Annotated in this window: 18 protein-coding genes; 10 read left to right on the top strand and 8 right to left on the bottom strand. The window is 66.0% G+C overall.

Features of this window, described 5'->3' with window-relative positions; all coding sequences use genetic code 11:
- Position 1: 1 nt before the first annotated feature.
- From Pla123a_RS00405 to ilvN, 3 genes are all read right to left on the bottom strand, one after another.
- Positions 2-754, bottom strand: coding sequence for a 4'-phosphopantetheinyl transferase family protein (locus Pla123a_RS00405; RefSeq protein WP_197527552.1), 753 nt, complete (start codon positions 752-754; stop codon positions 2-4).
- 254 nt (positions 755-1,008) lie between these two features.
- Entirely contained in the window at positions 1,009-2,013 is a 1,005-nt protein-coding gene (ilvC, locus tag Pla123a_RS00410; RefSeq protein WP_146583552.1) for a ketol-acid reductoisomerase, read from the bottom strand.
- A 143-nt stretch (positions 2,014-2,156) separates the two neighbouring features.
- On the bottom strand, positions 2,157-2,684 hold the full coding sequence (ilvN, locus tag Pla123a_RS00415; RefSeq protein ID WP_146583553.1) for an acetolactate synthase small subunit: 528 nt from the start codon (positions 2,682-2,684) through the stop codon (positions 2,157-2,159).
- 340 nt (positions 2,685-3,024) lie between these two features.
- Here ilvN and Pla123a_RS00420 point away from each other — a divergent pair, with 340 nt between their 5' ends.
- Positions 3,025-4,458 (top strand): pectate lyase, encoded by a 1,434-nt coding sequence (locus Pla123a_RS00420; protein WP_146583554.1) that lies wholly within the window; start codon positions 3,025-3,027, stop codon positions 4,456-4,458.
- On the opposite strand, the gene Pla123a_RS00425 is transcribed toward Pla123a_RS00420, so the two are convergent.
- Both Pla123a_RS00425 and Pla123a_RS00430 read right to left on the bottom strand, forming a co-directional pair.
- Positions 4,455-4,982 (bottom strand): hypothetical protein, encoded by a 528-nt coding sequence (locus Pla123a_RS00425; RefSeq protein WP_146583555.1) that lies wholly within the window; start codon positions 4,980-4,982, stop codon positions 4,455-4,457. The two genes, Pla123a_RS00420 and Pla123a_RS00425, sit on opposite strands and share 4 nt — an antisense overlap.
- Entirely contained in the window at positions 4,979-5,518 is a 540-nt protein-coding gene (locus Pla123a_RS00430) for a DUF6960 family protein (RefSeq protein WP_146583556.1), read from the bottom strand. Before Pla123a_RS00430 ends, Pla123a_RS00425 begins: the two co-directional genes overlap by 4 nt.
- 135 nt (positions 5,519-5,653) lie before the next feature.
- Between Pla123a_RS00430 and Pla123a_RS00435 the strand changes: the two genes are divergently transcribed.
- The 3 genes from Pla123a_RS00435 to Pla123a_RS00445 all read left to right on the top strand — a co-directional run bounded on the left by Pla123a_RS00435 (position 5,654) and on the right by Pla123a_RS00445 (position 9,676).
- Positions 5,654-7,165, top strand: coding sequence for a hypothetical protein (locus Pla123a_RS00435; protein ID WP_146583557.1), 1,512 nt, complete (start codon positions 5,654-5,656; stop codon positions 7,163-7,165).
- Between the two features lie 170 nt (positions 7,166-7,335).
- Positions 7,336-8,466 (top strand): 6-phosphofructokinase, encoded by a 1,131-nt coding sequence (locus tag Pla123a_RS00440; RefSeq protein ID WP_146583558.1) that lies wholly within the window; start codon positions 7,336-7,338, stop codon positions 8,464-8,466.
- A gap of 10 nt (positions 8,467-8,476) precedes the next feature.
- On the top strand, positions 8,477-9,676 hold the full coding sequence (locus Pla123a_RS00445; protein WP_146583559.1) for an acyltransferase family protein: 1,200 nt from the start codon (positions 8,477-8,479) through the stop codon (positions 9,674-9,676).
- Positions 9,677-10,087: 411 nt separating this feature from the next.
- Here the strand turns inward: Pla123a_RS00445 and Pla123a_RS25240 are convergent, their stop codons facing one another.
- Positions 10,088-10,303: an integrase core domain-containing protein gene (locus Pla123a_RS25240; protein WP_146584239.1), complete on the bottom strand. Its 216-nt coding sequence runs from the start codon at positions 10,301-10,303 to the stop codon at positions 10,088-10,090.
- Positions 10,304-10,496: 193 nt separating this feature from the next.
- On the opposite strand from Pla123a_RS25240, the gene Pla123a_RS00455 reads away from it, so the two are divergent.
- The 6 genes from Pla123a_RS00455 to Pla123a_RS00480 all read left to right on the top strand — a co-directional run bounded on the left by Pla123a_RS00455 (position 10,497) and on the right by Pla123a_RS00480 (position 17,958).
- Positions 10,497-11,012, top strand: a complete 516-nt coding sequence (locus Pla123a_RS00455; RefSeq protein ID WP_146583560.1) for a hypothetical protein — start codon at positions 10,497-10,499, stop codon at positions 11,010-11,012.
- Positions 11,013-11,531: 519 nt separating this feature from the next.
- Positions 11,532-11,957 (top strand): hypothetical protein, encoded by a 426-nt coding sequence (locus tag Pla123a_RS00460; protein WP_146583561.1) that lies wholly within the window; start codon positions 11,532-11,534, stop codon positions 11,955-11,957.
- Positions 11,958-12,021: 64 nt separating this feature from the next.
- Entirely contained in the window at positions 12,022-13,794 is a 1,773-nt protein-coding gene (ptsP, locus tag Pla123a_RS00465; RefSeq protein WP_146583562.1) for a phosphoenolpyruvate--protein phosphotransferase, read from the top strand.
- A gap of 105 nt (positions 13,795-13,899) precedes the next feature.
- Positions 13,900-14,139 (top strand): hypothetical protein, encoded by a 240-nt coding sequence (locus tag Pla123a_RS00470; protein WP_146583563.1) that lies wholly within the window; start codon positions 13,900-13,902, stop codon positions 14,137-14,139.
- Positions 14,140-14,192: 53 nt separating this feature from the next.
- Positions 14,193-16,517 (top strand): glycosyltransferase family 4 protein, encoded by a 2,325-nt coding sequence (locus Pla123a_RS00475; protein ID WP_146583564.1) that lies wholly within the window; start codon positions 14,193-14,195, stop codon positions 16,515-16,517.
- Positions 16,507-17,958 carry a glycoside hydrolase family 130 protein gene (locus Pla123a_RS00480; protein ID WP_146583565.1) on the top strand — a complete coding sequence of 484 codons (1,452 nt, stop codon included), beginning with the start codon at positions 16,507-16,509 and terminating at the stop codon, positions 17,956-17,958. The genes Pla123a_RS00475 and Pla123a_RS00480 overlap by 11 nt, the downstream gene beginning before the upstream one ends.
- An 847-nt stretch (positions 17,959-18,805) precedes the next feature.
- Here the strand turns inward: Pla123a_RS00480 and Pla123a_RS00485 are convergent.
- Both Pla123a_RS00485 and Pla123a_RS00490 read right to left on the bottom strand, forming a co-directional pair.
- Complete coding sequence (locus Pla123a_RS00485) at positions 18,806-19,429, bottom strand: DUF3299 domain-containing protein (RefSeq protein ID WP_146583566.1); 624 nt, start codon at positions 19,427-19,429, stop codon at positions 18,806-18,808.
- Between the two features lie 92 nt (positions 19,430-19,521).
- Positions 19,522-20,256: a hypothetical protein gene (locus tag Pla123a_RS00490; protein ID WP_146583567.1), complete on the bottom strand. Its 735-nt coding sequence runs from the start codon at positions 20,254-20,256 to the stop codon at positions 19,522-19,524.
- Between the last annotated feature and the right edge of the window lie 419 nt (positions 20,257-20,675).

A 20,675-nucleotide genomic window follows, 5' to 3' on the forward strand; every position in this document is an offset into this window, starting at 1 on the left:
ATTATAAGCGGAAGCACTCGACCCGCTCGACCGACCCCGGGGTCGCCACCGCGCCGCGGAGGTGCTCGCCGGTCGGCAGCGGCCGGACCCAGCAGCGGCTGAGGGCCAGCGGGTTGTCTTTCGGTAAAGTTACCTCGGCCCCAGTTGGCGCGTCGAGCGGCGTGGTGAACGCCGGCAGGGGGAAGCCCAGGCCCGTGCCGATCAGCTTGACCACGGCCTCCTTGTTGGTCCAGAAGCGGAAGAACGCCTGGTCCTGCCGGTCGACCGGCTCGCCACGCAGGCCGGCGACTTCGGTGGGCGAGAAATACCGCTCGGCGATCCCGTCGGCCCAGCGGGTCGGGCGGACCGCCTCGATGTCGGCGCCCACGTCGGCGTCGGCCGACACCGCGGCTAGCGCCACGCCGGCCGAGTGCGACAGGTTGAACCGCACCGTGGCCCCGTCGTGCTCGAGCGCCGGCTTGCCGAGCCCGTGGTAGCGGAACGCCACCTCGGCCGGCGACCGACCGGTCGCCGCCGCCAGCAGCCGCCGCAGCCCACAGCGGGCCGCGACAAAGTGCTGGCGGTCCTCGCCGAAGTGGAACCGGTCGGCCCGGTCCCGCTCGTCGACCGACAGCCAGCGCTCGTCGCAATCGGGGCACGGCCCATCGAGCGACCACAGCCAGACCCGCACCACGCCCGGCGCCAGCGGCGCCGCGGGGTCACCCACGGGCCAGTCGGGCAGTTGTTCCGGCGACAGCGGTGGGCGTCTGGCCATCAGCATTTTCCCCTCCCCTCGATGGGGAGGGGCTAGGGGAGGGGTGTGGCGTCGCTAGCTGCTCTGCCTCTACGTTCTCGACGAGGCGAGCCGCAGTGGCGGGGCGCCCCCCCTCCCTAACCCTCCCCACAGGGGGGAGGGGATTGAAGCGGGTGTGGGGGGAAGTGGGCACGCGCCCCACCCCGTTTCGTCCGTCGATTGGCCAACGGCCAATCTCACCGTAGCCTAGGGCATCGCCCTAGGACGCGGATGGTTTAGACTTCCTTCTCGTCGATCCAGCTCATCAGGCGGCGGAGCTGCTGACCGGTCTTCTCGATCGGCAGGTTCCGCTCGCGGCGGCGGGTCGCCTTGAAGCCGGGGGCGCCGGCCTTGTTCTCGAGCATCCAGTTGCGGGCGAAGGTGCCGTTCTGGATCTCCAGGAGCACCTTCTTCATCTCGGCCTTGGTCTCGTCGGTGATGATCCGCGGGCCGGTGGAGTAGTCGCCGTACTCGGCGGTGTTGCTCACGCTGTAGCGCATGTAGTTGAGGCCGCCCTGGTAGAACAGGTCGACGATCAGCTTCACCTCGTGCATGCACTCGAAGTAGGCCATCTCGGGCTGGTAACCGGCCTCGACCAGGGTGTCGAAGCCCGCCTTGATCAGCTCGCTCAGGCCGCCGCACAAGACGGCCTGCTCGCCGAACAGGTCGGTCTCGGTCTCTTCGGCGAAGGTGGTGCGGATGACGCCGGCGCGGGCTCCGCCCAGGCCCTTGGCGTAGGCCAGGCCGATCTGGAAGGTGTCGTCGCTGGCGTCCTCGGGCAGGGCGATCAGGCAGGGGACGCCGCCGCCGGCGGTGAACTCGCTGCGGACCAGGTGGCCGGGGCCCTTGGGGGCGACCAAGAGCGTTTCCACGCCCTTGGGCGGCTCGATCAACCCGAAGTGGATGTTGAAGCCGTGCGAACACATCAGCACGTTGCCCTTGGACATGTTGGGCGCGATGTCGCTCTTGTAGACGTCGGCCTGGACCTCGTCCGGCAGCAGGATGTTGATGACGTCGGCCGCCTTGGCGGCGTCGGCGGCGCTCATCGGCTCGAAGCCGTGGCTCTTGGCGAGGTCGTAGTTATCGCCGCCCGGTCGCTGGCCCACCACGACCTTGACGCCCGAGTCACGCAGGTTCTGCGCGTGGGCGTGCCCCTGGGAGCCGTAGCCGATGATGGCCACGGTCTTGCCCTCCAGGGCCTTCATGTCTGCGTCTTTGTCGTAGTAGATCTTTGCGCCCATGGCGAATGAACCTTGTCCGTTTGTGTTGGGTTGTGGATTGGGAACCACAAAGGCACGAAGGGCACAAAGCAGAGAACGCGGGGCCGCCGCTGCGGCCGTGTTCTCGTTGTGTCCTTGGTGTCTTTGTGGTTACAGGAAATAAATCAGCCTGCCGCGCCGACCGCCGCCGTCACGCCGCCGCTGCCCAGCGGGCGGTTGACCGAGCGGACCATGGCGATGCGTCCGGTGCGGGCCAGCTCGAGGATGCCGAAGGGCCGCATCATGTCGATGAACGCCTGGATCTTCTTCTCCTGGCCGGCCAGCTCAATCATGATCTCATCGGGCGCGACGTCCACCACGCTGCCGCGGAAGATGTCGGTCAGCTCGCAGATCTCGGTCCGCTTGCCCTCCTGGCAGTTGACCTTGATGAGCATCAGGTCGCGCTCAACGTGGTCCTGGGCGCTGATGTCCGTGACCTGCACCACGGTGACGATCTTCTCGAGCTGCTTGCGGACCTGCTGCAGCACGTTGTCGTCGCCGACCACGACGAACGTCATCCGCGACAGGTGCGGGTCTTCGGTCTCGCCGACGGCGAGGCTGTCGATGTTGTAGCCGCGCGAGGCGAGCATGCCGGCGACGTGGGCCAGCACGCCGGGGACGTTTTGCACCAGGGCAGAGAGGACGTGACGCATGGGACTACCAACAGTTTAAGGCAGCAGGTTAACGGGCGGATCTCGCCGGCAGCGGCGAACCCATGATCTTAGTTGGGGGCCCGACGCCCCGCAACCGGCGGGAACACCCCGGATCCCGGGGAAAACCCGCCCTGGAGACAGCCCACCGGTCGCCGGGGTTCGGGGGCAATGGGGTGCAGCCAACCGCAGGGCGGGGCGCCTGCCTGATTTCGGCCCGCGAACGCCCCAGGTCCAATTGATCCTCGTAGCGCGCAGACCGCTCAGATTGATTTCGGGCGGCCCTTCCGCGGACCTGGTAGTCTGGGGCAAATTATCTCCTCCATCCCTCGGGGCGCCATGAATGTCCCTGCGTTCCTGCGTCACCGCCGTGGCTCTTGTGGCGGTCCAGTGCAGCTGGGCTGCAACGCCCGGCCGGTGCGAACAGCCGCCGACCCGCGAGCAGGCCCTTGACGCCCTCCGCGCCGCGGCCGGGTTCTTCAGCGAGCGGGTCGCGATCCAGGGGGGCTACGTCTACCACTACTCGCTCGACCTCCAGCAGCGGTGGGGGGAGGGGCCCGCCGGGCAGGATCTCGTCTGGGTGCAGCCCCCGGGGACGCCTAGCGTGGGGATGGCGTTGCTCCGTGCCTATGACGCCACTGGCGACCGCTACTTCCTCACCGCCGCCCGCCGGGCGGCCGATGCCCTGGTCTACGGTCAGGTGCGGTCGGGCGGGTGGAGCAACAAGATCGACGTGTCCGGCATGCGGCGTGGCCAGCAGCACGAAGGGGGCCAGCGACGGGCCGCCGGCAGGTCGTCGCTCGACGATGGTCAGACGCAGTCGGCGATCGAGTTCCTGATCCGCGTCGATCAGGCCCTCGACTTCAACGACCAGCCCATCCACGACGCCGCCCGGCTGGCGCTCGACTCGTTGCTGGCGGCCCAGTTCCCCAACGGCGGCTTTCCCCAGGTTTGGAAGGGGGCGGTCGAGCCGCGGCCGGTCGTCGCGGCCAACTACCCGCACTACGACTGGCGGACCGAGGGCCGGATCAAGGAGTACTGGGACCTCTACACGCTCAACGACAACGTCTGCGGCTATGTCGCGGACGCGTTGATTGCTGCTCACAAGATTTACGATGACCCGCGCTACGAGACCGCGCTGCAGCGCCTGGGCGACTTCTTGATCCTGGCCCAGATGCCCGCCCCGCAGCGGGGCTGGGCGCAGCAGTACAACGAGCAGATGGAGCCCGCCTGGGCCCGGGCGTTCGAGCCGCCGGCCGTCGCCAGCGACGAGACCCAAGAAGCGGTCGAGACACTGCTAAAGATCGCCGCCGCCACCGCCGACAACCGCTACCTGGAGCCGATCCCCGCGGCGCTGGACTACCTGCAGCAGTCGCTGCTGACCGACGGTCGCCTGGCGCGGTTCTACGAGCTCGAGACCAACCGGCCGCTCTACATGACCCGCAACGGCCGGCAGTACTCGCTGACCTACGACGACTCGCAGTTGCCGAGCCACTACGCGTTCAAGATTCCCGCGCGGCTGCCAACGCTCCAGACGCGCTACCGGGCCGCGCTGCAGGGCGCCGACCCCCCTGCGGTCCCGCCCCGCAGGATTGCCCAGCGGGCCGCGGCGATTGTCGCAGGCCTCGACCAACAGGGACGCTGGGTCAGCGTCTACCACGGCGGGCGGCTGGTCGGTCAGCCAAAATTCCAATCCGGTCAGCCGTACCTGTCGAGCTTGGTGTTCTGCCGGAATGTCCGGGTGCTGTGCGATTACCTCGAGACCGCCGCGTTCTAAATGCCTGCGTCGGCGGCTTCGCGTTCTAGTTCGGCGCTTAAGGTCTCGAACTGGGCAATCAGCTCTCGTTGGGTAATCTCTCCCCTCTCGAATTGATCGACGATAGTCTTGGTCCCTGACAGTTCCACACTTCTACTTCCTTGTTTCCAAATAACCCAATCCACGGTCTTGGTGATGACCGTTCCTCTACTGCTGCTATAGGTCTCGGTGAGGCCGCGGCCGCTCGCCTTGCAGCTGAACCTGGTCCCATTTGGGAACGCGGTCTGGTACCAGAGTTCATCGCCCGCGCTGAGCACAAAGCGGACCTCGCCGTTAGCATTGGTCGAGACCGGAGGCCGACCGTCGAGAAAGGTGACGACCGCATTGGCTCCTGGCTTGCCGTTGAGGACGAACCGGTGCGTGTGGGTCCGAGGTCCGAGGGCGATGTAAACGGCGGCCAGCACGACCACCGCCACTGCGATCGGCACCAGCCGGCGGCCCCAGGTTCGCCACCTCGGCTTGGCGTACGAGAGCGCGCCGCTCATGTCCACGGCCCACCGAACTTCTCGTCCTTCGGCAGCCCCTCGGTCAGCTCGTCGACGCCGTCGGTCGCCTCGGGCGTGTCGGACGGCAGGCGGGAGAACTCGCGGCCCTCGGCCGGGTCGACCGGCTTGAGGTCGTCCGTGGTGTACTTATTCGGCAGCGGGCGGTCGTTCTCCTGGATGTGGAACACAACCTGGCCCAGGTAGTTGTCCCACTGGACCTCGGTGACCCGCCCGGTGTGGGGTTCGTTCCGCATCAGCCGGGTGCGGACCTCCACCAGCTGGCCGATCTGGAAGTCTGGCTCGGGGACCTCCTGCCACAGGGCCGACTTCACGCGGAGCGTCGTTGCGCCGTAGCGGATCACGTGAAACTCGCCCGACTCCTCGTCCCGGCGCCAGATTCGCGTACTGGGAAACTGGGTCCGCGCCAGGGCGACGTCCTCGGGGTGAATCCAGTTGTCGCCGTCCTCCGGCCAGGCCGGGTAATACCCGTACTTGGGGACCTGCTTGAGCGGCGGCGGGTGGGTGGCTTCGTCCATACCAGCAATTATACGGAAAATTCCGGTTTGCGGGCCACCGGAAACTAGCTGGGGCGCGGCGGAGCGGGCCCTGGCAACCTACAATTACGAGATTCGAGCCCTGCCTTTCTTACCCCGATTCCCCCGCCCGGCAGCATGCGCACCGACCAATTCCTCAAGCACCACGGCGTCGCCTCCAACCCGTTCACGGAGGAGGACGCCCAGACCGACCCGGTGTTCAAGTCGAAATGCCGCGGCACCACCTTCCACCCCGCCTGGGACAAGATCTTTGGCGAGCCGACCGACCCGGCCACCTCGATCGTGTTCGGCGAAAAAGGCGCCGGCAAGACCGCCATGCGGCTGCAGGTCGTCGGCCGGCTGGCCGACCACAACAAGGAGGTCAAGCAGGGCCGGCTGTGGGTCATCGAGTACGACGACTTCAACCCGTTCCTCGACCGCTTTGCCGACCGGCTCAGCGCCCGCAAGCAGCGCGACCCGTCGAAGGTGCTGGCCGAGTGGAAGCTGTGGGACCACATGGACGCCATCCTGTCGCTTGGCGTGACCGACCTGGTCGACCACCTGCTCGACTCCACCCACCGCGACGGCCCGGAGGCCAACCGCCTGCGGCCGAGCCCCGGCGCGACACAGTTCAAGAACGCGCTAGACCGCTCGCAGAAGCGGGACCTCCTGCTGCTGGCCGCCTGCTACGACAACTCTACCGCCGAGCCGTTCACGGTCCGCTGGAAGCGGCTCAAGTGGGCGATCGGTTACGGCGCGCTGAGCGCCTGGGGCGAGGCGCTCATTGGCCTGGCAGTCACCGCGATCGCCGTCGGCGCGATGGCTGCTACGAGCAACTGGGGGTGGCTGTCGGCGCCGTGGATCTACCTGGCGGTCGCCTTCGGCTGGGTCCCCTGGATCTACAAGTGGGCCCGCCGCCGCTGGCTGGCCGGCCGCATCAGCAGCCACCTGCGGGTGCTGCGTCGCGAGGCCGGTTCGCTCCGCGAGCTGCTGATGTCGTTCGCGTCGCGTGACCTGCTGAACCAGCCGCTCCCCGACAAGAACCGCACCGACGACCGCTACGAGCTGCTCGGCAAGCTGCAGGGCGTGCTGCGGGCGCTCGGCGTGACCGGCATCGTCGTGCTGGTCGACCGCGTCGACGAGCCGCACCTCTTGAACGGCAAAGCCGAGCTGATGCGCGACCTGGTGTGGTCGATGCTTGACAACAAGTTCCTCAAGCAGCCCGGCATCGGCCTGAAGCTGCTGCTCCCCTCGGAGCTGGCCGAGTACGTGCACCGCGAGGACCGCGACTTCCACCAGCGGTCGCGGCTCGACAAGCAGAACATGGTGCCGTCGCTCGACTGGACCGCCGAGGCGTTGTGGGACCTGACCAACGACCGCATCGCCGCCTGCAGCGACGACGACGCGTCGCCGACCATCCGCGAGATGATCTCCGACGACGTATCGGACGAGCGGCTGCTCGACGCGTTCCGCTCGCTCCGCACGCCGCGGCACCTGTTTAAATTCTTGTTCCGCCTGATCTCGACCCACTGCGGCGCCCACAAGGACACCGACCCGTCCTGGAAGATCAGCCGCGAGACCTTCGAGTCGGTCCTGGCGGTGTACACCCGCGAGCAGGCCGCGGTCGATCGCGGGCTGTCGGTCGGCTAACGGCCGCCGCCGCAGAACGCACCACCCAGCCGCCGGCGGATGCCGAGGGCGCGTTGCGCCGCGGGGGCGACGGTCCGGCGCCTCGCATGTCGCCGGCATCGCCGCTAGTATGGGCGCTCGGCGGCCGTGCGAACTCAACACCCGAACCTCTCGACTCGAAGACCCGATCTATGGCCAGTGGACAATGCATCGGAGTTCTCACTAGCGGGGGCGACTGCCCCGGGCTGAACGCCGCGATCCGTGGACTCGGCAAGGCGGCGATCGACCAGTTCGAGATGTCCGTCATCGGCTTCCGCGACGGCTTCCGCGGCCTGGCCCTCGACCGCATCGTGCGGATCACGGGCGACCAGCTCTCAGGCATCCTGACCGACGGCGGCACGTTCCTCGGCGCGAGCCGCGACAAACCGCACAAGATGCCGATCGGTGAGCGCACCGAGGACATGACCGACGCCATCGTCGCGACCTACCAGCGGCACGGCCTGGACTGCGTGGTCTGCATCGGCGGCGGCGGCACGCAGAAGAACGCCCTGCGGCTGCAGGACGCCGGGCTCAACGTGGTGTCGCTCCCCAAGACCATCGACAACGACATAGCGAAGACCGACGTCTCGTTTGGGTTCGACACGGCGCTCGGCATCGCCACCGAGGCGATCGACCGCCTGCACTCCACCGCCACCAGCCACCACCGCATCATCGTGGTCGAGCTGATGGGCCACCGCGCCGGTTGGCTCGCGTTGGGGGCCGGCATCGCCGGCGGGGCCGACGTGATCCTGATCCCCGAGATCCCCTACGCGATCGAGCACGTCGCCGAGGCGATCAACGCCCGCGCCCGACGCGGCAAGCGGTTCAGCATCGTCGCCGTGGCCGAGGGCACGATGACGGTCGAACAGTCGAAGACCATCAACGAGCTGGCCGCCGCCAAGAGCAGCGCCGAGACCAAGGACGACAAGAAGAAGGCCTCGCAGCAGCTCGCCGCCTTCCACCACGAGCACGTCGACCACACGCTCAAGCTGACCCACCAGCTCGAGGAGATGACCGGCCTGGAGTCGCGGCTCACCATCCTCGGGCACCTGCAGCGGGGCGGCACCCCGTCGGCCGCCGACCGGCTGCTCGCCACCCGGCTCGGGGCGACCTGCGCCGAGCTGCTCCACGAGAAGCAGTACGGCTACATGGTCGCCGCCCGCGGCGACGGCTCCGAGGCCGTGCCCATCGAAGAGGTCGCCGGCAGCAAGAAGCTGGTCCCCGCCGACCACCCCTGGGTCCGCGCCGCCCGCAGCGTCGGCACCAGCCTCGGCGACTCCTAGAGAACCACCCATGGCAGCCGACCCCGCTACCGCTCCCAACCGCCTGCAGGCCCTCGACGTCATGCGCGGCGCCACGATCCTGGCGATGATCCTCGTCAACAACCCGGGCACCTGGGCGTCGGACTCGATCTACCCGCCGCTGCAGCACGCCGAGTGGCACGGCTGGACCCCGACCGACCTCGTCTTCCCGTTCTTCCTGTTCATGGTCGGGGTCGCGATGGCGTACGCCTTCCGCAAGTACGAGCAGGCCGACCGCGCCGCGATCGCCGCCGCTTGGCCGCGGATCCTCCGCCGCACGCTCACGCTGGTCGGGCTCGGGTTGTTCCTCAACGCCTACGGCGGCCTGCTCGCCGACGCCCTGGGGACCGGCGAGTTCAGCCTCGCCACGCTCCGCCTGCCCGGCGTGCTGCAGCGGATTGGCTTGGCCTACTGCGGCGCGTCGATGGTGGTGCTGCTGTTGCCCAGGGCCGCGCGGTGGGTCGCCGCCGCGGTGATGCTGTTCGGTTACGCCGCGCTGCTGATGTTCCTCCCCGCGGACCTGAGCTACGAAGAACGCTTCGCCGCCGACGGCAACCTGACCCGCGCGGTCGACATCGCCGTGCTCACCAAGCCCCACATGTACACCCAGGCGACCAGCGAGCCGACCGAGCCCGAGGGCCTGCTCAGCACGCTGCCGTCGATCGTGACCGTGCTGATCGGCTACCTGGTCGGCGGGCTGCTGCGGCGTGGCCCGCTCGGCGCGGGCACGCTGCTGACGCTCGTGATCCTTGGCGTCGCGCTGACGTCGCTGGGTCTCGCCTGGGACGTGCGGTTCCCGTCGCCCGGTGGCGTGCCGATCAACAAGAAGCTGTGGACCAGCAGCTTCGTGCTCTTGACCGGCGGCCTTGGCACGCTGACGCTCACCGCCATCCTGATCGTGTTCGACTGGCTCGGCGGCGGCTCGAAGCTGATGCAACGGATCGCCATGCCGTTCACCGCGGTCGGCGTCAACGCGATCACCGCGTTTGTGCTCGCCTCACTGACGGGGGCGACCATCGCCCGCGTGCCGGTCGGCGACACCAGCCTCAAGAACTGGATCTACCAGAACGTGTTTGTCGCCCCGCTGGGCCCCGGCCCCGCGTCGTCGCTGGCGATGGCCGTCGCGACGGTCGCCATCTTCTGGGCGCTGATGATCGTCTTCTACCGCCGCGGCTGGGTCATCCGGGTGTAGCCGAGCGGCCGACTTTTGTCCGCTATTCGGACATCGATTCCTAGCGACAAAAGTCGGGCCCGTTGTCGGGCGCCCGAATTCGTAACCCTCTCAATGAGAGGGGCTTGCGCCGACCGCCCCGCAGGGGGAGGGCCGACTTTTGTCCTTTCCTGCCCACCAGCGCGGACAAAAGTGACAAAACGCGTCGGACCCTTGAACCGCAACCCGACCCTCCACCGCCTCGCTCAGCGACCCTTATTGGACCACGGTCGGGTCAGAATTTCTACAAAGAAATGGGGGGTGTAGTTGGGAAATTCGCTACGCAGGCGTGTCGGGCCGGCGCAGGTTTGGCGTAGAAATTATCCGCTCTGCATGAATCGACATGGGCCACTGACACTGGCTTTCCAACTCCGCTCATCGTCATCCAATCGACTACAACCGCTGCATTCCCAGAATGAAGTCGGTGAAGACCACGGTCCTGCCCCAAAAAACTGCACCAGTTGCAGTGAGAGTCTGGTTAGGGCAGCGGGCCGCGAACTCGGTAGGGGTGACGTACCCCAGCGAGCTGTGCGACCGGTGGTGGTTGGAATCCTCTCGCCAGGCGTCGGACAGCTTCCTGGCCGACGCCCGACTCTCGAACGACTGGATTGCTAAGAACTCGTTTCAGAACTCGCTGTTGTGACTCGGGCGGCAGGTGGCGAGTCGATCCACCCAATGATCCCGCCGCATAAAGTGCATTTGGAACGGTTTCTGGAATCCGCACTATCCCCCCCCAGCTGTCGGAGGTACAATATCCGCACCCGCAAAAACGGAACCTCTATTTGTAAGCACGGAACCACGTATGCAAGCCGTCCTGCTGACCCGCGATGATTTCCTTACTGATCGTCAGGGCAGGACGTTTGCCGATGTGCTGAATGATCCTGACCAGCCCTTTGACGAGGTCCTCGAGTTCTTCGGCGATGAGTCGCGGCAGCGGCGTATGGAAGACGCCGAGGTCCACCACGATCGCGCGCCACTAGCCGGAGTGGTGCGGGAGCTTGAGGCCGCGCCTGCAGTAGATTGCTACCTGGCCGGGTTCCACCCCGCAAAGACCAAACGACTGCGTCAGGCGATCGGAGTGGTGGTGCGGATCATTATGGAACGCCGCGGTTGGAAGAAGACGGGCCGCAAGGGCTCGCTCGGTGTCCGCGCCGCTGCCGCCGACGGTACCCCTTCGCACAACACAGGCGGGTTGGCGATGTGGTTTGTGCGTGCGGAGCGCTACGAGCTTCCGGAGGGGATGCCTTTTCTATCGGTGTCGCAACGCTGCCAGCAACTGACAGATTCCGCAGCGTCCCAGCAAAACAACAATCGCTAGCAGAGAATCGAGCACTCCCCCACGAACATCTTCTCTGATGTGTGCCTGAAGAACGAAGGCTACGCTTGTCGGGTGTTTGTCGATAGTTCTGAGAATGCCTCCTGGCTTCTTGACAAACTGAGCGGCCTGTTTGTCTTCAAGACGAGCGAGCCGATGCATGAAGCGCGAACACACGAGTGGTGCAGTTTCCGTGTGCCGTACGGGCCAACGCTTTCGCACCGCGTGCTTTCACACCTCTTGTCATCAATCCCTGGCGTGCGCATGGGGGTAGACATCGAACGGGACGAAAACGATTGATCGGTCCCTAGAGCAGCGGGGCGATTGGTGTTGCCGCGGCTTGTGAAAGATCAACGGCCGCTTCCCCGCATTGCTGCCGCTTCTCTGTTGCTACCGAAGCGTGCGAAGAGACCCCCTGTCCCGCGGGGGCAAGTTTATCAGCGGGCGGCGTGGATTGCTGGCGCGCGTTCCTTCACCCGTCCGATCGGCGCGCTAGAACCTCATTGAACAGGCTGTTAAGAAATGCAATTGACCCCGCACCCCCAGCACACCGCACAGACCGGCCAGACTGCTCGATACGTCCTGCTTGCGGCCGACACGCCAATCGGGCCGGCATGTAACGCGGCGAACGGGGGCGAGTCCTACTCGGCGGTCTACGGGTTTAGTGATCGCAGCGCTTACGAGAAGTTCTGCAGCACCAGTCCTGATCCGCTCCGCCCCTACCCGCTAGTCGGCGGCCTTCTCAAGAATCACCCGACCGGAACGGACGGGAGCGTCAGGCTCGTGGTACTCGACGCGCCGGGGGTCCAGGCGGACTGCCTGCACGCGGCCACGGTGGACGAGGTCAGCACGGCCCAGCTCAAGCGATCGCCACAGGTCCGAGCGACCTACGTGTTGGACCGCAACGACGCGACAGGCGTCTACACGCCCGGCCCCTCGCCCGAGTAAGGCCGCAGAGTACGTGGGGTAGGCCGGCTGTCACCGGTGGTGGTTCAATCGCGAAGGAACAACAATGACCGTGCTGAAAGGAATCCCGATCTCACCAGGCTTGGCGAGAGGAACCGCCATCGTTTACGACTTCGATGTTGGTCGGCACCTGACGGTTTCGCAACGCGATGTCTCGACCACGGAGGTCAAGTCGGAATGGGAACGGCTGGACGAAGCGCTCGCCAAATCCAGTCACGATCTGTCGCTCGTCGCGACATCGGTCACCGCCGGATCGCCCCGGAGCGCTTCGCTAGCAATCCTTGCCGCCCACGCGGCGATGACCGCGGAGATCGCTTCGCTGGTAAAGCAACACATCGAGAGCGAACTCGTTAACGTCGAACAGGCGCTCGCGTCGGTCGTCGGTGATTGGGTGGAACGGCTCACTCGGCTTGACAGCGAGTACCTCAGGCAGCGCGAGCAGGATATACGCGACGTCGGGAGGCGAATGTCTCGCTACTTGGCGGGCTCGCTCGCCTGGAACAAGGGGCCGCTCCCATTGGGCTCGATCGTCGTGGCCCGAGAGCTTTTGCCCTCGGAGGCAATCGAGCTAGCCAACTGTGGGGTGGTCGGTATTGTCACGGAACGGGGCGGTCACTACAGCCACACGGCCATCATCGCCCGCTCGCTGGGCATTCCCGCCGTGTCGCGGGTGCTGCACGCGACGTCGCTGATCCACCCGGGGATGAGTCTGCTTCTCGACGGTGACGAAGGGGTGGTGACGGAGTCGCCGTCGAAGGCGCAGGGGGTCGACTTCGCCGAACGGCAGCGCCGCCGAGAATTAGAGGTCGCCAACCTGTGGGACGACGCCGGCGAGCCGAGCGTCACAACCGACGGGGTCGAGATCACGCTTGTCGGGAACGTAGGCCGCCCGGAGGAAATCGCGTCCGTGCTGAAGAGCAAGCTGAGCGGCGTTGGGTTGTTCCGCACCGAGTTCCTGTTCTTGGAAGCCGCTGAGCGACCATCGACCGACACCCAGGCCGAAGTCTACGGCGGCATGGCGTCGTGCCTCGGCGGCCTGCCAATGGTGGTCCGGACGTTCGACCTAGGCGGAGACAAGCAGCCGCCGTTCCTGTTCACCGAGGGGAGTGAGCAGGACGCAAACCTGTTCGTGCGGGGGCTGCGGTTCTCGCTCGCGGAAGGGCGCCTGTTCGAGTCCCAGATCCGCGCGATCCTGAAAGTCACGCGGACGGCGGACCTACGCATCTTGCTGCCGATGGTGGTCGGGTTGGACGGCTTCGCCCGCGCGGTGGCGGTCATCGAACGCATCGCCGTGGAGTGTGGGCTGCCCCGGACGCCACCGATCGGGGCGATGATCGAAACGCCCGCATCACTCTACGCACTGGATCAGATCCTCGACCTGGCGGACTTCGTGGCGATTGGCACGAACGATCTGACCCAGTACATGCTCGCCACCGAACGGGGCCTGGCGGACAAGAGCGAGGACTGCTCGGCGATGCACCCCGCGGTACTCCAGGCAATCCGTCAAATCGTCGCGGCGGGCGTCAGGCTGCAGTGCCCGGTGAGCGTCTGTGGCGAGGAAGCGGGGAACCCCGATTTTGCATGCCTGCTTGTCGGCCTCGGGATACGCGAGCTTAGCCTCAGCCCATCGCAGGCTGGGGTGGTGCGGCAAGCGATTCGCGCGATCGACTCGAAGTCCGCACAGGCGATCGCGGAACAGGCGATCGCCTGCGGCAACACCTCCGACGTGCGGGCGCTGGTAGCCCGGTGGCGTTCGGGAGCCACGGAGTCGCCGGACGGCGCCGCTGGTTCTCCCGCGGTCGTCGTCGCAGACCACTGACGCAAAAGGCGCTTAGCGACTCGAGACGACTCGGAATCTTTCACCAGGGCAGACCTTTCACAACAGGATCGACGCTGACCCCCGCCTGGGACCGCAGCGCAAGCCATGAGCGAGAAGAAACCGCTGCCGCTAGACATAAGTGTAAAGCCAAAACCTAGTGTGTGTCCCGTGTGCGGGCATTCGTCCTACTCACGGGCCGGCATCCACCCGCAGTGCGTCGGCGTGCAGGTGGACAAGAAGCACCGCACCCAGCAGGCGCTGGAAGCAAAGGCGGCCGTCAATCAGGACGATGGGGACGCGCCGAGCACGCCGTCACCTTCATCGCCCACGGCAGAGTCGAACTGAGACGCGGGCGTCTCGGTGGCGGAAATAGCAGCAGCAGTATCAGGAGCCTCAAATTGGCTAATCCAGAAGTCCGGAAGATCGCTTTCGTCGGCGACTACTTCCCTCGCAAGTGTGGCATCGCCACCTTTACCCACGACCTGCGGAAAGCGGTGACCGAACTGGGGGCGGAGTGCCCGGTCGTTCCCGTGGACGACATCGAGGGCGGCTACGATTACCCCCCGGAGGTAAGGTTTCAGATCGCAGAGCAGGACCGCGAGTGCTACAGCCGCGCGGCCGACTACCTGAACCACAGCAACGTGGACGTGGTGTCGCTCCAGCATGAGTTCGGCATTTATGGCGGACCGGGCGGAGCGCACATCATCACCTTCATGCGCAGCTTGCGGTTGCCGGTAGTGACGACCCTGCACACCGTGCTCCCCGAGCCCAACGATACGCAGCGTCGGGTCATGGGGCAGCTGCTGGACCTCTCGACCCGGTTGGTGGTGATGACCGAACGAAGCCGGTCCACCCTGATCACCGTGTACAAGGTCAGCGAATCCAAGATTGATCTGATTGCCCACGGCATCCCGGACCGGCCGTTCGCGGACCCCAACTTCTTTAAGGATCAGTTCGGCGTCGAAGGCAGGCACGTCGGGCTGACCTTCGGGCTGCTCTCCCCCAACAAGGGGATCGAGAACGTGCTGAAGGCGCTCCCCGCCGTGATCCGGGTGGAGCCGAACTTCGTGTACCTGGTGCTTGGGGCGACGCACCCGAGCCTGCTGCGCGCCGAAGGAGAGAAGTACAGGATCGGCCTTGAACGCATGGCCAAGGAGTTGGGCGTGCAGAAGAATGTCGTGTTCTACAACCGGTTTGTCGACCTGGCCGAGCTGACGGACTTCATCGGCGCGTCGGACCTGTACATCACGCCCTACCTGAACGCCGCGCAGGCAGTGTCTGGCACGCTCGCCTATTCCTTTGGGTGCGGGCAGGCGGTGATCTCAACGCCCTACTGGCACGCGGAAGAGCTGCTCGCAGACGGCCGGGGAGTGCTGGTGCCCTTCGACGACCCCGATGCGATCGGTCGAGAAATCCTCGCGCTGCTAGGCGACGAGAAGCGGCGGCACGCGATGCGGAAACGAGCCTACCTGCTGGGGCGTGAGATGGTCTGGAGCCACGTGGCCGGGCAGTACTTGGCGTCGTTTGAGCAGGCGCGTCTGAGCCGGCGTCAGTCGGCCAAGCCGCTCGCCATCCGTACGCTTGAGGAGCAGCCGCTCGCCCTGCCGAGAATGAACCTTGAGCACGTGCTGCGGATGACCGACTCAACGGGCATCTTCCAGCACGCGACTTTCTCGCTCCCGAACTTTGAGGAGGGGTACTGCACCGACGACAACGCCCGCGCGCTGCTGCTGATGGTGTTGCTGGAGGATCTTGGGAGGAACTCCCCCGAGGTGCAGCAGGTCGCGTCGAGCGCGGCGGCGTTCCTGAACTACGCGTTCAGTCGCGAGACCGGGCGGTTCAAGAACTTCATGAGCTTTGATCGACGCTGGCTGGAGCGCGATGGTTCCGACGACTCGCAGGGGCGCTCGGTCTGGGCTTTGGGGGCCTGCGTGGGGAGGTCCCGCAGCCAGAGCCTGCAGTCGTGGGCGGTCCAGCTCTTCCACCAGGCGCTGCCCGCCTGCGCCGAGACAACCTCGCCGCGGACCTGGGCGTTGGCGCTGATCGGCATCCACGAGTACTTGCGCCGGTTCAGCGGCGACCGCCTGGTGGATCAGATGCGGGACACGCTGACCACCAAGCTGGTGGACCTCTACCGCCGGACGGCCACCGACGAATGGCCCTGGTTCGAGGACGTGGCGTCCTACGCCAACGCCAAACTGCCGCACGCGCTGATCCTCAGCGGCCGCTGGGCCGGCAACCAAGAGGCGCTCGATATCGGCCTCCGGTCACTCCGCTGGCTAGCGGCCAAGCAGCTTTCGCCAGAGGGGCGTTTCCGCCCCATCGGCTGTAACGGGTTCTGCCGACAAGGGCAGCCGGTCGCGGAGTTCGACCAGCAGCCCATCGAGGCGCACGCCATGGTCTCGGCCGCTATCGAGGCCCATTCCGCCGATGACGACCCGTTCTGGATGGAGCAAGCCCACCTGGCGTTTGACTGGTTCCTCGGACGCAACGACCACGGGCTGCCCCTCTACAACCCGAGCACCGGCGGCTGTCACGACGGGCTACAGGAGAATTCCGTCAACGAGAATCAGGGCGCCGAGTCGACGCTGGCGTTCTTGCTTTCGCTGGCCGAGCTCGAGCAGTTGGCAAACTCTCTGGCAATCGGCAGCCCCATCGCCGACGGACCGCCTGGCGGCCTCTCCGGCGCCCTAATGGATTCGAGGCTCGTGCATGCTAGCTAAACGCACCGGGATCATCCTCAAGCCCGACAGCAGGCGGGTTGTCCTCCGTCCGTTCATCCCGTCCGCGGCGGAGCGGCGGTTGAAGATTGTCGCCAGGGTGTCGGCGCTGCCGGACGCGGTGGTCGATGACCTCATCGGCCAAGTGCTGCAAGACTTCCATGGGCGCCATCAACGCCCCGGCGAGTTCTTTGGAGATCGGTTCCAGGACGTCCGTGAGCACGTGCTCACGGACGCGTCACTCAGCGAGAACCGGAAGCTGCTTATCGGCGCGTACTTCACGCAGGAGTACGCCCTGGAGTCTGCCGCCCTGTTTAATCCGTCGATGGTGTGGCACCCGGATCAGTCGAACGTGCCGAACGGGTCGAAGCGGTTCCTGCTCAGCCTCCGTGCGATTGGCGAAGGCCACTTGTCGTCGATCACGTTCCGATCAGGGACCGTCGACGCCGCCAACAAGATCGTCGTGGACGAGCCGACCCGCTTCGCCACCGCGCCTAGGGTTGCGCCCGACGCCGAGTACGACAAGGCGTTGTTCACGCGGAAGCTCGCAGAGATGGGCCTGTCCAACAGGTTCACCAGGATAACCCTGGGAAGACTAGGCGTGGGGTTCACGCTGGAAGAGCTAGAGGCGTCGCTCACCGCCGCCATCCAGGAGAACCGTGCTCGCGAGCAGGAGTTCGGACCCACGCGAGACGGGGTCCGGACGCTGGCGAGATCGAACTACGAGATCGCCTACACGGCAGAGCAAGATCTGTCTGAGCGGCTCATCTTTCCCTACGGCCCCACAGAGACTAATGGCATCGAAGACGCCAGGTTCGTCGAGTTCCAGCGTGAAGATGGCAGCGTGCGGTACTACGCCACCTACAGCGCCTACGACGGCAAGATTGTGCTGCCGCAGCTGCTCGAGACCAAAGACTTCCTGCGGTTCCGGATGCACACGCTTAACGGCCCGGCGGTCGCCAACAAGGGGCTGGCCCTCTTCCCCAGGACCATCAACGGCCGGTATGTCATGCTCTCCCGGCAGGATGGCGAGAACCTGTATGTGATGGACTCAGACAACCTCTGCTTCTGGCACGACAAGCGACCGCTCGCCAAGCCGACGAACCCCTGGGAGTTTGTGCAGATCGGTAACTGTGGCTCTCCGATCGAGCTCGACGAGGGCTGGCTGGTGCTGACCCATGGGGTCGGGCCAATGCGGCGGTACTGCATCGGCGCCATGCTGCTTGACCTGGATGACCCCACCCGCGTGATCCGAAGATTGACCGAGCCGCTGCTCACGCCCGACGAGAACGAGCGTGAAGGGTATGTCCCGAATGTCGTGTACAGCTGCGGCGCGGCCGTGCACAACAACGAACTCATCCTGCCGTACGCGATGTCGGACTACGCCTCGAGCTTCGCGACAGTTAACCTCGATGAGCTGCTGTCCGCAATGGACCTTGAGTAGAGCGGGGCGATGCGGCCGGGCAAGCCTGTTGGAAGACCTACCCCGTTGGCTACCACCTGTGCTTCATCAAAGCCAAAATTGCATTCGAACAGCAGGCAACTTCTTCTCTCCAATGCTACCGCCGATTGCAAGTTGACGCACAAGCAACGTCGCTGGCACGGACATGATTCTGGATCCCACCGCCGGAGATTTGACGGCTCCCGCTTCCCCGCTTGTTGGGCGCCTCGCGGTTATTGGCCAAAAGTACCCGAAGTTGGACCAATCGCGGGCTCGAACGCTCTGATGCGACTGCGGGAGGCGTAAAAGACGAATGGCACTTAGATCGCCATAAGCCCCTTGCGCATCAACCGTTTGAGTTCCTTTCGAGGCTTGGTCATCATAGCTGCCTTGCGAGGATTCCGTTTTCTCATGCGAGGTTCATAGCGAACAGGGCGCTCGGCCGTCTGCGCAAAGCCGTTGCGAGGCTGGACGTGAAGAGCCGTGACGCCCCGCTGGCTGCCATTCCACAAGTCTATCGCAGCGGCTTTGTGTCGCCGTCTCGCTGGAACTCCGGTGCGGCGCGAACGCCTACGTTCCTGCGAGACGCACAACGCTGGAGTACGGGTGATCCTATAAGGCCGTAAACTCCTGCGGCTGGTGGCCAACGGAGAGCACCTAGGGCCTGCCACCGCCAGCCTCAGCAGGAACAGTGCGCCGGCCAAGACCCCCCGGAGGGCAGCGAGGATCTGCTGGGCCTTGGGCAGGTCGTGCTGGGCGACGTCCTCGGCAATCGGCGGCCAGCAGGCGAACGCCCCGGCCTCCGACGGGAGGGACGGCATTGCGCAGCACAGCGTGACGGCTCCGCCGGCTACTCGACCGTTTCGCCGGTCATCTGGTAGATCGCCAGCGGCCGGCCGTCGGGGCCCGGGAACTCCTCGACCGCCAGCCGGCCCTCGACCGACACCGGGCGGATCGAGAACTCGGTCGACTCGCCCGGCTCCATGCTCACCAGGATGCAGTCGTACAGCGCGGCGCCGGGGCCGAAGCAGCACTCCTGGTTGTCGCGGACGAGCACGAACTGCTTGATGCCGCGCTTCTGGGCGGTCGGCAGGATGTAGCCGCGGATGCGGATCCGCTGGCCGTGGAGCGCCTCGATCGAGGGGGTCAGCATGCTGCGGAAGAACGCCGCGTCGGGCTCGATGTCGAAGGCCAGGTCGTCGAAGGTCTGGTCGATCAGCCGGTCGGGGTCCCTCGCCACGGGCGCGGGGTCCGACGGCCGCGGCTCCGCTGACTCGCTCTGCGCGCGTCCTGCGGAGTCGGCAGCCGCGTCGGTCTCGGCCGGTGGGTCGCTGGCCTGAGGGGCAGCGGCTGGATCGCTGAGGCTGTCGGCGGTCGTCTTAAGCGGGGGCAGCGAGCCGTCGGCGCCCGGCTCGCAGCCCGACAGCAGCAGGGCGCCGGTCAGTCCGCAGAGGGTTGCTAGCAGGCGTGGCACGGGGGACGGCCCTTTCCTTGGGGTCGGTCGCCTGGGGGGGCGAGGCGGCGCCGCTAGCAACGCGACGCGCGGGGGCGTGGCCGCCCAGCCGCTTACTTTATGTAGTCGCCTTCGAGCGAATACACCAGCTCAGGTTCCCCCTGGGAGAGGTTGCCCAGCCGCACCGACAAGCGGCCGCCGACGCGGTACAGGCCGAGGTTCTGGTCGGCCGTGTGGTCGCCGGTTAGGTTCACCATGATCTGGTCGAAGTACATCACCTTGCTGGCGTCGCCGAAGCAGCACTGGTTGTTGTCGCGGACCAGCAGGAACTCCTTGTTGCCCTTCTGGAACTTGGCGGAGTCGGGCCGCATGTAGCCCTTGATGAAGATCGGGTCGCCCGACTTGATGTGCTCGCCGATCTCTGTGGGGATCGGGCGGCCGGCCAGCTCGTCGTCCTCGGACGGCTTCATCTCCTCGAACGAGATCGGTGAGTATCCCTCGGGGACTTCAGTAGCAAAGAAGTAGCCGCCGTAGGCTGTTCCAGTGATCAAAGCGACAAGAGAAAACGCAAGCCCCATCTTGGCAAGCTTTTCGCCAGTGTAGACATCGCTATTCGCTCTTATCGAACGAAATGCTATCCACGAGACTCCAAGGCCGATCAGCGGAACACCTGCGAGCGGAAGCATGTACTGGGCGTAATCAAGGCTAGATACGCCGAGTGGGTAGAACACAACTGATACGATTCCGAGCAACGCCCCGACGATCGACCCGGCGTGCAGCGCACGGTAGCTGGCGGCGTCTTCGTACGGCTCGGTCGAGGTTTCGGGCTCGAGGGTGAGCGTGCTCATAGCGTCAGCGGGAATCGGAGGTTGGGGTGAGGGCAGGGGATCCCCTGCGTGGGGCCTGGGCCCTCCATTATAGCCTGGCGCTGGTTGGAAGGCGCTAGGCGATAGCCGCCCTCGGCCCCGCCATTTTCCAGGGCTTCGCAGTCGCTCGCGCCCAGCCCCTGCCAACCAGCGCCCCCGCACCGCGCAAAAAAGTGGCCGCCGGGGGGTCAGTCCGGCGGCCGAAGGGGTGCTCGCAAAGGAACGAGCAACGGGTGGACACTTGGCGACGCCGCTCGGCGTCGCGGTGTGGCGGATAGGATTGGCGGCGCGCCGCTCCCAGCCCCAGGTGGGTTCCCGGGGCAGGCGAGCGAACGCCGATAGCACGCGCCCGGGAGGAAGCCCGGCGGCGCCGGATCAGCAGGCAGCCAGCGGAGAGGTCG

It is taken from the genome of Posidoniimonas polymericola (assembly GCF_007859935.1).
Classification (GTDB): domain Bacteria; phylum Planctomycetota; class Planctomycetia; order Pirellulales; family Lacipirellulaceae; genus Posidoniimonas; species Posidoniimonas polymericola.

Bases quoted from the DNA above. Each gene is read 5' to 3' on its own strand.
- Pla123a_RS00405 (WP_197527552.1), bottom strand. From the start codon at position 754: ATGGCCAGACGCCCACCGCTGTCGCCGGAACAACTGCCCGACTGGCCC.
- Pla123a_RS00420 (WP_146583554.1), top strand. From the start codon at position 3,025: ATGTCCCTGCGTTCCTGCGTCACCGCCGTGGCTCTTGTGGCGGTCCAG.
- Pla123a_RS00440 (WP_146583558.1), top strand. From the start codon at position 7,336: ATGGCCAGTGGACAATGCATCGGAGTTCTCACTAGCGGGGGCGACTGC.
- Pla123a_RS00425 (WP_146583555.1), bottom strand. From the start codon at position 4,982: ATGAGCGGCGCGCTCTCGTACGCCAAGCCGAGGTGGCGAACCTGGGGC.
- Pla123a_RS00445 (WP_146583559.1), top strand. From the start codon at position 8,477: ATGGCAGCCGACCCCGCTACCGCTCCCAACCGCCTGCAGGCCCTCGAC.
- ilvN (WP_146583553.1), bottom strand. From the start codon at position 2,684: ATGCGTCACGTCCTCTCTGCCCTGGTGCAAAACGTCCCCGGCGTGCTG.
- Pla123a_RS00430 (WP_146583556.1), bottom strand. From the start codon at position 5,518: ATGGACGAAGCCACCCACCCGCCGCCGCTCAAGCAGGTCCCCAAGTAC.
- Pla123a_RS00455 (WP_146583560.1), top strand. From the start codon at position 10,497: ATGCAAGCCGTCCTGCTGACCCGCGATGATTTCCTTACTGATCGTCAG.
- Pla123a_RS00490 (WP_146583567.1), bottom strand. From the start codon at position 20,256: ATGAGCACGCTCACCCTCGAGCCCGAAACCTCGACCGAGCCGTACGAA.
- ptsP (WP_146583562.1), top strand. From the start codon at position 12,022: ATGACCGTGCTGAAAGGAATCCCGATCTCACCAGGCTTGGCGAGAGGA.
- Pla123a_RS00435 (WP_146583557.1), top strand. From the start codon at position 5,654: ATGCGCACCGACCAATTCCTCAAGCACCACGGCGTCGCCTCCAACCCG.
- Pla123a_RS00470 (WP_146583563.1), top strand. From the start codon at position 13,900: ATGAGCGAGAAGAAACCGCTGCCGCTAGACATAAGTGTAAAGCCAAAA.
- ilvC (WP_146583552.1), bottom strand. From the start codon at position 2,013: ATGGGCGCAAAGATCTACTACGACAAAGACGCAGACATGAAGGCCCTG.
- Pla123a_RS00460 (WP_146583561.1), top strand. From the start codon at position 11,532: ATGCAATTGACCCCGCACCCCCAGCACACCGCACAGACCGGCCAGACT.
- Pla123a_RS00480 (WP_146583565.1), top strand. From the start codon at position 16,507: ATGCTAGCTAAACGCACCGGGATCATCCTCAAGCCCGACAGCAGGCGG.